Consider the following 12,850-nt stretch of genomic DNA (forward strand, 5'->3'; position numbering starts at 1 on the left):
ACAACGCGACTGTAGCGCTGTGGGCGGCGGGGGAGGAGTGCGGATTCCGTGCCCTTGCGGTGCGGCCCGAGCGACGCATCGTGCGGCGGGCCAACGGCTCCTCTCGACGGTATCAGATATCTGTGACGGGACTGTCTGGGCGCCGGAAGGGACGTATGACGAAGCGTGACGCGGCGGGCTATCGCCGGCCGGCGCGGGGTCAATAGCGTGCGAGGCACCCACACCGGAAGGCACACCATGACTCGCATCGACGTCTCCCACGCCGGCAGCCTGCCGCGCACCCCTGAGCTCATCGCCGCCAACAGGGCGCGGGCGTTCGCCGACGACGGCCTCACGCTGCAGCGCACGCCCGAGTTCGAGGAGCTCCTCAGCACCGCGGTCGCCGATCTCGTCCGCCGCCAGCGCGACCTCGGCATCACGATCATCGGCGACGGCGAGTACGGCAAGGCGATGTCGAACCCCTCCGACTACGCCGCGTGGTGGACGTACGTCTTCCAGCGCGTCGCGGGCCTCGAGATCACCGGCGAGGACATCTTCACCGAGCCGCCGGTGCGCTCGGCGCCCGGCGACGTGCGGCTCACGTCGTTCCCCGATCGCCGCGACTGGGTGCGGTTCCGCGACGCCTACCAGGACCCCGACCAGCCGGTGCTGCAGCAGCAGCCCGCGACGGCGTTCCCGGCCACCACGGGCGAGCTGCGCTACATCGGCCAGGAGGCCCTCGCGATCGACATCGCCAACCTGCGCGCCGGGCTCGACGCGGCCGGGGCCGAGGAGGGCTTCCTCACCGCGCTCTCGCCCGGCTCCGCAGCCCGCATCGCCAACCGCCACTACGCCGACGAGGAGGCGCACATCTGGGCGTGGGCCGAGGTGCTGCGCGAGGAGTACAAGGCGATCACGGATGCGGGGTTCATCGTGCAGATCGACGACCCGTCGCTCGCCGAGAACTTCGACCAGATCAACCCCGAGCCCTCGATCGAGGACTACCTCGCGTTCACGCGCATCCGCGTCGAGGCGCTCAACCACGCGATCGCCGGGCTCCCGGAGGAGCTCGTTCGCCTGCACCTCTGCTGGGGCTCCTGGCACGGCCCGCACACGACCGACGTCGCGTTCGGCGACATCGCGCCGCTCGTGCTCGAGGTGAACGCCGGCAGCTACTCGTTCGAGGCGGCGAACGCCCGCCACGAGCACGAGTGGCGCGTGTGGGAGCAGGTCGAGCTGCCCGAGGGCAAGCGCATCGCGCCGGGCGTCATCGGCCACGCGACCAACGTCGTCGAGCACCCCGAGCTCGTCGCCGACCGCATCGAGCGGTTCGCGCGGATCGTCGGGCCCGAGCGCGTCATCGCCTCGACCGACTGCGGGCTCGGCGGCCGCATCCACCCCTCGATCGCGATCGCGAAGCTCGAGTCGCTCGGTCAGGGCGCTCGCCTCGCCGAGCAGCGCCTCGGTGCGGCGGTCTCGATCGTCTGAGCGGCCGGCACGCGCGGCGAAGGGCGGGCAGCCACGATCGGCTGCCCGCCCTTCCGCGTGCCCGCCCTTCCGCGTGCCCGCCCTTCCGCGTGCCCGCCCTTCCGCGTGCCCGCCCTTCCGCCTGCCCGTGCACCGGCGGCGGTGCGCTCAGCGCAGCAGCGCCGTGCGCCCGTGCGCCTCGACCTCGAGCTCGAACCCGTCGGCGTCGGCCGCGACGACCTGCAGCGCGTCGGGGCCGTCGCCGACCTCGATGCCGAGCGCGGCGAAGCGAGCCGACTCCGCGTGCGGGTCGCGCGCGAGCCGCCGCAGCGCGACGAGCTCGAGCACCGGCAGGCCCTCGAGCGCCGGATGCGGTGTCCCGCCCCAGTCGATGAGGAACGGGGGCTGCGACTCGGGGCCCGGCAGGCCGAGGCGCCACTCGAGCAGGCGCCCGTCGGGCGTCTCGCGCGAGAGCGGCTCGGCGTCGCGGTAGTCGAGCCCTGCGCCTCGCGCCTCGCGGATCGTCGCGTCGAGGTCGCGCGGGGCGATCGCGAAGGAGGCGACGCGCGGCGCGGTGAGCGCGTCGATGCCGAAGCGCGGCACTCGGTCCGCGCTCCAGCCGCCCGCCGCATCCGGCCCGATGAGCTCGAGGTACTGGCGCACGCGCTCGCCGCGCCGGGTGAAGGCGATGAGCGCGTTCGCGGTGCCGCTCGGGTGGCGGCCGCCCGGGGCGGCGCGCACGCCCGTGCGGCGCTCGACGTCGTCGACGACCGCGGCGAGGTCCGGGCCGGCGAGTACGGCGTGGTCGAGCACCGCGGGAGCCCCCATCAGCGCACGACCTCGGGCTCGCCGAGCGTGAGCATGAGGCGGTTGGCCCAGTTGAAGAAGGCGGCGCTGCTGACGAGGTCCACGATCCCCGCATCGTCGAGACCGGCGTCGCGCAGGCGCTCGACGTGCGAGCCGTCGAAGCCCGCGGGCGTCGCGGTGAGCGCCGCCGAGGCATCCGCGATCGCATCCCAGCGCTCGTCGAGGCGCGCGCCGACGCCCTCGTCGAGCAGTCGCTGCACGTCGTCGGTGCGACCCGAGAGGCGCGAGGCCGCGGCCGAGTGCACCGAGGCGCAGAAGACGCAGCCGTTGACGCGCGAGGCGGCGGTCGCGGCGAGCTCGCGCTCCCAGCGTGGGATGCCGCCCTGCTCGTTGCCGAAGATGTCGAGGTCGGTGAGCGTGCGCGCCCGCAGCGCCTCGGGATCCCGCGCGAGCAGCCGGAAGTAGGGGCTGCGGGCCCGAGCGGGCTCGACGAGCGCGTCGCGCTGCGCGCCGGTGAGCGCCTCCTCGGCCACGGGCGGCGCCCACGGCACCCAGCCGAGGCTGCGCTGCGTGAACGACTCGGGGCGTCGGAGCGCGGGGTAGTCGCGGATCTCGGTCACGCTCGGGCCTCCTGCAGCTCGGCCGGGGTGGATGCGGATGCGGGCGCGGACGCGGATGCGGGCGCGGCGGCGAGGGCGCGCAGGCCGTGGACGAGCCGCAGCTGGAACGCGAGGAATGCGACGAGCTGGCTGAGCGAGACCATCGCGTCGGCGTGCCAGCCGGCGTCGACGAGTGCGCGCAGCGACTCGGGACGCGCGTCGCGCGGGTGCAGCACGAGCAGGTGCGCGTGCTCGAGCGCCGCCGCGAGCGGCTCGCCGAGCACGCCGCGCTCGACGCGCGCGCTCGGGCCGAGCAGCGTCTCGTCCTGCAGCGCCGACTCGCGGTAGCCGCCGTAGGGGCCGGATGCGCGCCCGGCGGCCGCCGCGTCGCGCACGGCGTCGACGACCGCGGGCTCCGCGGCATCGGCCAGCAGCTCGAGGTAGAACGCGGACAACCGGGTCGGCTCGGCCTCCCGCTCGTGCAGCAGCGCGACGTAGGCGGCGATGGCGTAGCGCTGCTCGAGGGCGAGCTCGCCGGGCTCGGCCGGCTCGAGCAGCGCGAGGAAGCTCTGCTGCGCGTGCTCCCGCGCGTCGGGCCGGGCGCGCCGGATCGCGTCGAGCGGCGATCCGGGGGCGATCTCGGCGAGGTGATCGATGACGTCGTCATGCGACATGGCGCTGCTCCTCCTGCTGGCGCTGGACCGCCCATCCGAGCGCGGGCGCGACCTCGGTCGCGAAGAGCTCGAGCGAGCGGGCGGTGATGGTGTGGTGGGGGTCGACCGAGTGCACCTGGATCGAGACCTCGGTCGCAGCGGCCGCGATCGGGTCGGCGCCGAGCGACTCGACGACCTCGTCAGGCGTGCCGAGGTGCGTCTCGGTGCGCACGAGCAGCTCGTCGAGCGTCGTGTCGTGGGTGCCGAGCGCGAGGCCGGCGGCCTGCGCGCGCAGTCCCGCGCCGGCGTGCTCGCGCACGGCGTCCCGCTCGTCGCGGTCGACGACGACGACGCTGCGGGAGGCGAGGATGCGCGGCTCGACGCCCGCGGGGAGCGCCTCGAGGTAGGCGTCGACGACCCGCCGCTGCACCTCCCACACGCGCGGCGGGCGCGGTCCGTCGTGCCCGGGCGGCACCGGCTGCACGCGCGAGAGCATGAGCCCGTCGCCCTGCGCCCCGATCGCGCTCGCGCCCTCGGGCGAGAACGTCGCCTGCCAGATCCGGTCCGCGAGCCCGGCGCCGGCGCGGTGCACCCCGGACGCATCCGGGTAGAGGGTCTCGTCGGCGCTGCCGTCGAGCAGCGCGCGCAGCCGCACGAGCTTCGCGTCGTAGATCGCGCGCCGCTGCTGCGGATCCTCGCCGAACGCGCTGAGCGTGCGGGGGCCGCCGCCCGTGCCGAGGCCGAGCTCGGTGCGGCCGCCCGAGAGCGCGTCGAGCACCGCGGCGTCCTCGGCCGCGCGCGCCGGATGCTCGTGCGCGAGCGTGAGGATCGCGGTGCCGAGGCGGATGCGGTCGGTGCGCTGCGCCGCCGCCGCGAGCAGCACGAAGGGGGAGGGGAGCCCGCCCTCGGCGCCGTCGAGGTGGTGTTGCGCGACCCACGCCGAGGCGAAGCCCATCCGCTCGGCGAGCTCGATGTGGTCGAGCGCGATGCGGTACCGCTCGCTCGCGCCCGCGTCGTCGAGCACGCGGGTGAAGAATCCGATCGTCGGCGCCATCACGCCACCTCCAGCTGCCCGGTCGATGCGTGTCGCCCGAGGCCGCGGCGGGCGTCCCGCAGCCAGTCGGGCGCGGGCACCGCGTCGAGCAGCGCCCTCGTGTAGTCGTGCTGCGGGTCGGTCAGCACCTGGTGCGCCGTGCCCGTCTCCACCGCGCGGCCGCCGCGCAGCACCGTGGCGGTGTCGGCGATGCGTCGCACGACCGCGAGGTCGTGGGTGATGAAGAGGTAGGTGAGGCCGAGGTCGCGCTGCAGCCGCTCGAGGAGCGCGAGGATCTGCGCCTGCACCGTCACGTCGAGCGCCGACACGGCCTCGTCGAGCACGACGACCTCGGGCTCGATGATGAGCGCGCGGGCGATCGCGACGCGCTGGCGCTGGCCGCCGGAGAGCTCGCGCGGCAGCCGCTCGGCGACCTCGGCCGGGAGCGCGACCTGCTCGAGCGCCGTCGCGACCCGCTCGGCCAGGCGCTTCCGGTCGCGCTCGCCGCCGTGCGCGACCGGGAGGTTCTGCAGCGGCTCGCCGACGGTCTGACCGATCGTGCGGCGGGGGTCGAGCGACGCGAACGGGTTCTGCGAGACGAGCTGCACGCGGTGCCGCAGCCGGCGGCTGCCGCGCTCGGCGACGACGTCGAGGTCGCCGATGCCGATGCTGCCGGACGTCGGCCGGTGGAAGCCGGCGAGCGCGCGCCCGATCGTCGTCTTGCCCGAGCCCGACTCGCCGACGAGCGCGTGCGTCGCGCCGCGCTCGATCCGGAGGCTCACCTCGTCGACGGCGCGGAACGCATCCCGCCCCCGTCCGTACTCGTGGACGAGCCCGTCGATCGCGACGAGCGGCTCGTCGTCGAGCGCGTCGGCCGGCCGAGGCGCGCGGGGCGGTGCGTCGTCGAGCGCGGGCGCGTCGGCCAGCAGCGCCGCGGTGTACGCGCTCGTGGGTGCCTCGAGCACGTCGCGCGCGGGGCCGGCCTCCTCGAGCCGGCCGCCGCGCAGCACCGCGAGGCTGTCGGCGCGCTCGGCCGCGACGGCGAGGTCGTGGGTGATGAGCAGCACGCTCGAGCCGAGCTCGTCGCGGAGCGAGTCGAGCAGGTCGAGGATGCGTCGCTGCACCGTCACGTCGAGCGCGCTCGTCGGCTCGTCGGCGATGATGAGGTCGGGCTCGAGCGCCACGGCGGCGGCGATGAGCGCCCGCTGCCGCATGCCGCCGGAGAGCTCGTGCGGGTACTGCTTCGCGCGGCGCTCGGGGTCGTCGAGGCCGACGCGGTCGAGCAGGTCGAGCGCGCGACGGCGGATCGCCTCCCTCGTGCCCCAGCGGTGGATGCGCAGGGGAGCGGCGACCGAGTCGCCGATCGTCTGCACGGGGTTGAGCGAGGTGCCGGGGTCCTGCGGCACGAGCGCGACGCGCGCTCCGCGGATCTGCTGCAGCGCGCGGCCGGGCAGCCGCGTGAGCTCGACCGGCCCGCCGGAGAGCTGCAGCTGCACGGAGCCGCGATCGACGCGGCCGCCGCCGGCGAGCAGGCCGATGATCGACTGGCCGATCGTGGTCTTGCCGGAGCCCGACTCACCGACGAGCGCGAGCACTTCGCCGCGCTGCAGCTCGAGGCTGACGCCGTGCACGGCCGTGCGGCGCTCGCCCCGGGCGTGGTAGGAGACGGCGAGGTCGTCGATCGTGAGGAGTGCGCTCATGCTGTTGCCTCTCTGATTGCTGCTGCGACGCGGTTGGCCGCGAGCACGACGGCTGCGACCACGAGTCCGGGCAGGGTGGTGAGCCACCAGGCAGTGGCGACGTAGTCGCGGCTCTCCGCGATGAGGAGGCCCCACTCGGGGGTGGGCGGCGGGGCGCCGTAGCCGAGGAAGCCGAGCGTGGAGATCTGCAGGATGGCGCTGCCGAACTGCAGGGCAGCGAGCGCGAGCACCGGGCCGAGCGAGTTGGGGAGCACGTGGCGCCGCAGCACGCTCAGGAAGGAGCCGCCAGAGCCGAAGGCCGCCTCGACGTAGTCGCTGCGCCGCACCTTCACGACCTGCGACCGGGCGAGCCGGGCGAAGACCGCGATCGAGGTGACGCCGACGGCGATCGCGGCGTTCCAGACGCCGAAGCCGAGCAGCACGATGACGCTGAGCGAGAGCAGCAGCCCGGGGATCGCCAGCAGCACGTCGACGACGCGCATGAGGATCTCCTCGACGACACCGCCGAGCGAACCCGCGAGCACGCCGATGCCGGTGCCCGCGACGAGGCCGACGAGCACCGCGAGGGCTGCGCCCGAGAGCGAGTTGCCGGCGCCGAAGATGACGCGCGCGAGCAGGTCGCGGCCGGTGGCGTCGGTGCCGAAGGGGTGCGCGGCGCTCGGCGCCTGCAGGGCGTCGAGGGCGACGCCGGCGATCGGGTCCTGGGCTGTGAAGAGCCCCGGCACGATCGCCCAGGCGAGCGCGATCACGAGCACGGCGACCGAGAGCGCGAGCGTGAGCGCCGGCCGCTTGCGCGCAGGCGCCGCTGCGCGGCTCCGTGGGAGCAGCGTCGATGTGATGGCGCTCATGCGTGCACCGCCTTCCGCAGCCGGGGGTCGATCGCCGGGGCGATGAGGTCGACAGCCAGGTTGATCGCGACGAAGCCGATCGCCGAGATGACGACGATCGCCTGCAGCACGGGGATGTCGCGCGTCGCGACGGCCTCCTGGGTGAGCCTGCCCAGCCCGGTGCGCGCGAAGACCGTCTCGGTGACGACCGCGCCGGCGATCAGCTCGCCGAAGAGCACCCCCGCGATCGTGAGCGTCGGCAGCAGTGCGTTGCGTGCCACCTCGCGCGAGAGCAGCCATCCGGAGCTCGCGCCGCGGGCCTTCGCGACGGCGATGAAGGGCTCGGCGACCGTGTCGTCGATGCTGCGGATGAGCACCTGGGCCAGCGGCGCCGCGATCGGCACCGCGATCGTGAGCACGGGCAGCACGAGCGCCTCCACCGGGTCGGCGTTGATGACCGGGATCAGCCCGAGCTGGAACGAGACGCCCTGCAGCAGCACGATGCCGAGCCAGAACACGGGGATCGAGACGAACAGCGGCGGCAGCGAGCGGAACGCGCGGCGCAGCCACTCGGCACGGCCGAAGGTCGCGACGACGGCGATGGCCACCGCGAGCAGCACCGCCGCGACGAAGCCGAGGGAGGCGAGCAGGAGCGTGGAGGGCAGTGCCGTCGCGATGAGCGCCTCGACGTCGGCGCCGTTCTGCAGCGAAGTGCCGAGGTCGCCCGTGAGGAAGCCGACCGCAGACTGCCACAGTTGCAGCCAGATCGGCTGGTCGGCGCCGTAGGCCGCGCGCAGCTCCTCGAGCTGCGCCGCGCTCAGTCCCAGCTCCGGGCTCGCGTACCGGGCGACGATGGCGTCGCCCGGGAGCGCCTGCAGCAGCAGGAACGCGAGCACGAAGGTGGCGAGCACGACCAGTGCGGCCTGGCCGGTGCGGCGGAGCGGGTAGGGCACGGCCATCTCAGCCCTCGAGCCAGACGTTCGCGAAGCTGGGGCGGCCGACCGACTCGGTCTCGAATCCCTGCACGATCGGCTGCACGCCGTAGACCTGCGGCTCCTCGAAGAAGGGCAGCACGTAGGCGTGCTCGGTCAGGTGCGCCTGCACCGCTGCCGCCGCGGCGACGCGCCCCTCGGTGGTGGGCTCGGACGCCACCTGGCGCAGCAGCGACTCGAGCTCTGCATCGATCGGCTCGCCCACGGCGTCGCGGTTCGCGAGCGTGTTGCGGTTGTCGATCGAGTACTGGCTCTTGATGACGTCGAAGTCGGCACGGCCGACCATCGAGTGGTAGATCTGGATCTGATCGATGTCGGAGGAGGCGGCGGTCTGCGCGGCCTGGTCGCCCTGGAAGAGCTCGAGCTCGACGCCGATCTCGCGCAGCTGCTGGGAGACGAGCGTGATGACGTCGCGCGAGCGGGGCTGCGGGAGCGCCTCGTTGACCACCAGGTGGAGGCGCACGCCGTCGCGACTGCGGATGCCGTCCGGTCCCGTCTCCCAGCCGGCCTCGTCGAGCAGCGCGTTCGCGCGGTCGGGATCGAAGGCGTAGGCATCCGTCTGCTGCTCATAGCCGAGTGCCGTCCGGCTGAGCGACGAGGTGGCGAGCGGGTAGCCGTCCGAGAAGATCGAGTCGACGACCTCCTGGCGGTCGATGCCGGCGATCAGGGCCTGGCGCACCCGGATGTCCGAGAGCAGCGGGTGGTCGAAGCGGAAGCTCAGGCCGTTGTTGACGCCGTTCGTCTGCGCGGCGACGAGCTCGAGGCCCGCGGCGGTGACCTGCTCCTCGTGCTGGGGCTCGACCTGGCGGGCGATGTGGGCCTGGCCGGAGGTGAGCGAGCCGATGCGCACGCTGTCCTCCGGCGCGATGACGATGTCGACCGCGTCGACGTGCGGTCGCGCCTGGTTCTCGGCGGAGGGCGGTGCCCACGCGTAGTCCTCGCGGGCGGCGAGGCGGATGCTCGTGCCCAGCTGCTCCGACTCCACGACGAAGGGCCCCGCGCCGATGACCCGCTCGGCGTTGCCGGGACCGAAGCCCTCCGAGTCGAGCTCGAGCGACGCATCCGCCAGCAGCCCCGAGTTGATCGTCGAGACCGCCTGCGCGAACCCCGGTGCGGGCGCGCTGAAGTGGAAGCGCACGGTGTCGTCGTCGACGACCTCGCCGCGCTCGTAGTTGTTGATCGCCTCGCTCACGATGAGCGCGCGGTCGGTGTCGCCGAGCCCGAAGAGGTCGATGTTGGCGACGACGTTCTCGGCCGTGAGCGGCGTGCCGTCGGAGTAGGTGACGTCGGTGCGGACGTCGAAGGTGTACTCGGTCGCGTCGTCGCTGACCTCGGGCAGGGCGGTCGCGATCCAGGGCTCGAGCTCGAGCGTCTCGGGATCCTGGTGCAGCAGGCGCGCCGTGAGGTTGTTGACGAGCGCGCCGTTCGGGTAGAAGCCTGCGGCCGGCGGGTAGAGCGACGTGTAGGCCTGGTGCTCGAGGTAGGTGAGCGTGCCGCCGTCGACGGGCTCGCCGCCCTGCGCCGCGGGCGATGCCGCCTGGCTCGTCGAGCAGGCGGAGAGCGCGAGGGCGGCGATGGCGGCGGCGGCGATCGCCGTCGAGCGTCGAGAGGGGAAGCGGACCACGGTGACCTCCATAAGTCTTGCTTGGTGCTTCCCATAGCAAAACCGATGGATGCGGTCAGTGCACCTCGGGCTGCAACACGGCGTCACACTCGGCGGCGGAGCGCGGCGCGAGGACGTCGAGCGCCTGCAGCAGGTCGTCGACGATGTCCTGGGCCTCCTCGATGCCGACCGAGATGCGGACGAGCCCGGGCGTGATCCCGAGCGCGAGGCGCTCGGCCTCGTCGAGCTTGCCGTGGATGGTCGAGCCGGTGTGGATCGCGAGGGTGCGCACGTCGCCGATGTGCGTCATCTGGCTCACGAGCCGCAAGCGGTCGAGGAACGCGTGGGCGGCGTCGCGCGTGCCGAGGTCGATCGAGACGATCGAGCCGACGCCCCGCGGCAGCATGCGCGCCACGACGGCACGGCGCGGATCGTCGTCGCTCCCGGGGTAGTGGACGCGCGCGACGGCGGGGTGCCGGGTGAGCGCCTCGGCGACGACGCGGGCGTTCGCGACGTGCCGCTCCATGCGGAGCGAGAGCGTCTCGATGCCGTGCAGCAGGAGGAAGGCGCTCGTCGGCGGGAAGCTCGGGCCGTGCTCGAGCACCACGACGGCGCGGAGGTAGGCGGCGTACGCCGCGGCGCCGTAGCGCTCGGCGAACGACGGAGCGCCGTGCGGGCGCGGCGCGTGCAGGTGCGGGAACCGCGCGGCAGCCGCATCCCAGTCGAACGTGCCGCCGTCGACGATGGCCCCGCCGATGACCGAGCCGTGCCCGCTCAGCCACTTCGAGGTCGAGTGGATGACGACGGCCGCGCCGTGCTCGAACGGGCGGCAGAGGTAGGGGGTCGCCACCGTGTTGTCGACCACGAGCGGCACGCCCGTGCGCTTCGAGACGCGGCCGAGCAGGTCGAGGTCGGCGACCTCGCCGAGCGGGTTCGCGATCGACTCGGCGTAGATGGCGCGGGTCTCGGGGCCCACCGCTGCGGCCCACGCATCCTCGTCGGCGTCGATCGGCACCGCCTCGAGCTCGAGCCCCATGCGGCGGAGCGCGCCCCTTGCCATCTCGCGGGTGCCCTCGTAGAGCCGGTCGGTCGTGAGGATGTGATCGCCCGCCTGCGCGAGCGCCCCGAGCGCGGCGGCGATCGCCGCCTGGCCGCTCGCGACGAGCACGCCGTCGACGCCGCCCTCGAGGTCGGCGATGCGGCGCGCGGCGACGACGTTCGTCGGGTTGTCGTTGCGCGAGTAGGCGCGGCGGGCGCTGCGGCCCGCGAAGCGCTCCTCGCCGTCGTCGAAGTCGTCGAAGACGTAGCCGGCGCTCTGGTAGATCGGGGTGATGCGGGCGCCGGCTTCGGCGTCGACGATCGCGCCGGCGTGCACCTGGCGGGTGTCGAACCCCCACGCGGCGCTCATCGGGCGGCTCCGGCGGCGACGGGCGCGAGCGCCCCGGCGATGCGGTCGACCGCCTCGGCGAGCACGGGGGCCGGGGTCGCGAAGACGAGCCGCACGTGCTGCTCGGAGCCCGCCCCGCACAGCGCGCCGTCGGTGAGCGTGACGCCCGCGCGCTCGCGCAGCAGCTCGGCGGGCGAGCCGTCGAGGCCCAGCGCGCCCACGTCGAGCCACGCGAGGTACGTCGCCTCCGGCGGATGCCAGCGCACGTCGGGCAGCCGCTCGGCGAGCAGGCGGCCGAGCAGGTCGCGGTTGCGCTCGAGGTAGCCGACGGCCCCGGCGAGCCAGCCGCCGCCGTCGCGGTAGGCGGCCGTCGAGGCGATCACGCCGAGCGTCGAGGCCCCGTGGACGACGGAGAAGCCGAAGCGGCGGTAGGCGGCCTCGTCGGCGTCGTTCGCGGTGATGAGCTGCGCCGCCTTGAGCCCCGGGATGTTCCAGGCCTTCGAGGCGCTCGTGCCCGTGATGGTGTGCGCCGCCGCGGCGTCCGAGACGGAGGCGTAGGGCACGTGCTCGCGACCGTCGAAGCGGATCGACGCGTGGATCTCGTCGGCGAACACGCGCGCGCCGTGCCGGTCGACGAGGTCGGCGATGCGCTCGAGCTCGGCACGCGGCAGCACCGTGCCCGTGGGGTTGTGCGGGTTGCAGAGCACGAGCGTGCCCGCGCCGGCCGCGAGCGCGCGGTCGATCCCGTCCAGGTCGTGCTGCCAGCGGCCGTCGACGACGACGCCGGGCACCTGCACGACGGGGCGCCCGAGCGCCTCGAGGTAGGTGAGGAACGGCATGTACGCGGGCGTCGGCACGATGACCGCCGAGCCCTCGGGCGAGTACTCCTCGACGGCGACGCGGAGCGCCGCCATGACGTCGGAGACGGCGTGGACGCGCTCGGGGTCGACGTGCCAGCCGAAGTCGCGCGCCTGCCAGGCCGCGGTCGCCTCGCCGAGCTCGGCCGCGGTCGCGGGGGAGAGGTAGCCGAGCACGTCGTCGGCCACGGCGCGGCGCAGCGCGTCGCGCACCGCGGGCGCGGTGCCGAAGTCCATCTCGGCGACCCAGGCGCCGATGGTGCCGGGGTGCAGGCTCCACTTGCGGCTCGACGGCCGCTCGAGGTCGACCCGCCGGATCGCGTCCCACGCGTGCTCGTCGCGACAGTGCTCCGTCATCGATGGCCTCCCTCAGTGCCGTGGCCGCCATGCTCGCACCGGGCTCGGCACCGGGCACGCCCCGCGGTAACGCGGCGCAACACGCGGCCGACCGTCAGTCGGGCGCGTCGATCGGCGCGGCTCGCCTGCCCGAGAGCAGCGCGAAGAGCCACAGCAGCAGCACGGCCGCCGCGGCCCCGTTCGCCGCCCAGAGGCCGGCCGCGGGGGAGACGACGACCTCGAAGATGAAGGCGGTGACGCCCACGACGAGCACCGAGACGACAGCGAGGGTCGCGATCAGCAGGCCGTTCGCGCGCCGCACGATCTGCGCCTTGAGCCGCTTGGCGAAGTGCAGTCGGTGCAGCGTGACGGGCGTCAGGCCAAGGAGCGTCGCGACCGCGGCGAGCACGACGAGCACGAGGTAGTGCTGGATCTCCTGCTCGCCGAGATCCTCGAACCGCGACTGGAAGGCGACGGCGAGCAGGAAGCCCGAGATGAGCTGCGTGCCCGTGAGCACGACCCGCAGCTCCTGCAGGATGTCGCTGAAGTTGCGGTCGGCCCGCTCCTCGGGCGTCTCGTCGCGCCCGCGCTGCTGCTCGTCCACCGCCGG

Annotated in this window: 12 protein-coding genes; 1 reads left to right on the plus strand and 11 read right to left on the minus strand. The window is 74.2% G+C overall.

Annotation, left to right across the window (positions count from 1 at the left end; all coding sequences use genetic code 11):
* Nucleotides 1-237: 237 nt before the first annotated feature.
* A complete protein-coding gene (locus BLT67_RS00275; RefSeq protein WP_092664593.1) occupies nucleotides 238-1,467 on the plus strand; it encodes a cobalamin-independent methionine synthase II family protein in 1,230 nt (409 codons plus the stop codon).
* Nucleotides 1,468-1,614: 147 nt separating this feature from the next.
* Here the strand turns inward: BLT67_RS00275 and BLT67_RS00280 are convergent, their stop codons facing one another.
* The 11 genes from BLT67_RS00280 to BLT67_RS00330 form a co-directional block, all read right to left on the minus strand.
* A complete protein-coding gene (locus BLT67_RS00280) occupies nucleotides 1,615-2,274 on the minus strand; it encodes a VOC family protein (protein ID WP_172801948.1) in 660 nt (219 codons plus the stop codon).
* Nucleotides 2,274-2,873 (minus strand): alkylhydroperoxidase domain protein, encoded by a 600-nt coding sequence (locus BLT67_RS00285; RefSeq protein ID WP_092664596.1) that lies wholly within the window; start codon nucleotides 2,871-2,873, stop codon nucleotides 2,274-2,276. The genes BLT67_RS00280 and BLT67_RS00285 overlap by 1 nt, the downstream gene beginning before the upstream one ends.
* A complete protein-coding gene (locus BLT67_RS00290; protein ID WP_092664599.1) occupies nucleotides 2,870-3,526 on the minus strand; it encodes a CMD domain protein in 657 nt (218 codons plus the stop codon). Before BLT67_RS00290 ends, BLT67_RS00285 begins: the two co-directional genes overlap by 4 nt.
* A complete protein-coding gene (locus tag BLT67_RS00295) occupies nucleotides 3,516-4,559 on the minus strand; it encodes an LLM class flavin-dependent oxidoreductase (RefSeq protein WP_092664602.1) in 1,044 nt (347 codons plus the stop codon). Before BLT67_RS00295 ends, BLT67_RS00290 begins: the two co-directional genes overlap by 11 nt.
* Nucleotides 4,559-6,238 carry a dipeptide ABC transporter ATP-binding protein gene (locus tag BLT67_RS00300; RefSeq protein ID WP_092664605.1) on the minus strand — a complete coding sequence of 560 codons (1,680 nt, stop codon included), beginning with the start codon at nucleotides 6,236-6,238 and terminating at the stop codon, nucleotides 4,559-4,561. Before BLT67_RS00300 ends, BLT67_RS00295 begins: the two co-directional genes overlap by 1 nt.
* Nucleotides 6,235-7,086: an ABC transporter permease gene (locus BLT67_RS00305; protein ID WP_092664608.1), complete on the minus strand. Its 852-nt coding sequence runs from the start codon at nucleotides 7,084-7,086 to the stop codon at nucleotides 6,235-6,237. The genes BLT67_RS00300 and BLT67_RS00305 overlap by 4 nt, the downstream gene beginning before the upstream one ends.
* A complete protein-coding gene (locus tag BLT67_RS00310; RefSeq protein WP_157674066.1) occupies nucleotides 7,083-8,024 on the minus strand; it encodes an ABC transporter permease in 942 nt (313 codons plus the stop codon). The genes BLT67_RS00305 and BLT67_RS00310 overlap by 4 nt, the downstream gene beginning before the upstream one ends.
* Nucleotide 8,025: 1 nt before the next feature.
* Nucleotides 8,026-9,693, minus strand: a complete 1,668-nt coding sequence (locus BLT67_RS00315) for a TIGR04028 family ABC transporter substrate-binding protein (protein WP_092664611.1) — start codon at nucleotides 9,691-9,693, stop codon at nucleotides 8,026-8,028.
* Nucleotides 9,694-9,736: 43 nt separating this feature from the next.
* A complete protein-coding gene (locus BLT67_RS00320; RefSeq protein WP_092664614.1) occupies nucleotides 9,737-11,068 on the minus strand; it encodes an aminotransferase class I/II-fold pyridoxal phosphate-dependent enzyme in 1,332 nt (443 codons plus the stop codon).
* Nucleotides 11,065-12,261 (minus strand): MalY/PatB family protein, encoded by a 1,197-nt coding sequence (locus BLT67_RS00325; RefSeq protein WP_092664617.1) that lies wholly within the window; start codon nucleotides 12,259-12,261, stop codon nucleotides 11,065-11,067. The genes BLT67_RS00320 and BLT67_RS00325 overlap by 4 nt, the downstream gene beginning before the upstream one ends.
* 94 nt (nucleotides 12,262-12,355) lie before the next feature.
* Nucleotides 12,356-12,844 (minus strand): DUF6328 family protein, encoded by a 489-nt coding sequence (locus BLT67_RS00330; protein ID WP_092664620.1) that lies wholly within the window; start codon nucleotides 12,842-12,844, stop codon nucleotides 12,356-12,358.
* Nucleotides 12,845-12,850: the final 6 nt, after the last annotated feature.

This window comes from Agrococcus carbonis, from assembly GCF_900104705.1.
Taxonomy (GTDB): Bacteria; Actinomycetota; Actinomycetes; order Actinomycetales; family Microbacteriaceae; genus Agrococcus; species Agrococcus carbonis.

Bases quoted from the DNA above. Each gene is read 5' to 3' on its own strand.
- BLT67_RS00325 (WP_092664617.1), bottom strand. From the start codon at position 12,261: ATGACGGAGCACTGTCGCGACGAGCACGCGTGGGACGCGATCCGGCGG.
- BLT67_RS00290 (WP_092664599.1), bottom strand. From the start codon at position 3,526: ATGTCGCATGACGACGTCATCGATCACCTCGCCGAGATCGCCCCCGGA.
- BLT67_RS00300 (WP_092664605.1), bottom strand. From the start codon at position 6,238: ATGAGCGCACTCCTCACGATCGACGACCTCGCCGTCTCCTACCACGCC.
- BLT67_RS00320 (WP_092664614.1), bottom strand. From the start codon at position 11,068: ATGAGCGCCGCGTGGGGGTTCGACACCCGCCAGGTGCACGCCGGCGCG.
- BLT67_RS00310 (WP_157674066.1), bottom strand. From the start codon at position 8,024: ATGGCCGTGCCCTACCCGCTCCGCCGCACCGGCCAGGCCGCACTGGTC.
- BLT67_RS00315 (WP_092664611.1), bottom strand. From the start codon at position 9,693: ATGGAGGTCACCGTGGTCCGCTTCCCCTCTCGACGCTCGACGGCGATC.
- BLT67_RS00295 (WP_092664602.1), bottom strand. From the start codon at position 4,559: ATGGCGCCGACGATCGGATTCTTCACCCGCGTGCTCGACGACGCGGGC.
- BLT67_RS00280 (WP_172801948.1), bottom strand. From the start codon at position 2,274: ATGGGGGCTCCCGCGGTGCTCGACCACGCCGTACTCGCCGGCCCGGAC.
- BLT67_RS00305 (WP_092664608.1), bottom strand. From the start codon at position 7,086: ATGAGCGCCATCACATCGACGCTGCTCCCACGGAGCCGCGCAGCGGCG.
- BLT67_RS00275 (WP_092664593.1), top strand. From the start codon at position 238: ATGACTCGCATCGACGTCTCCCACGCCGGCAGCCTGCCGCGCACCCCT.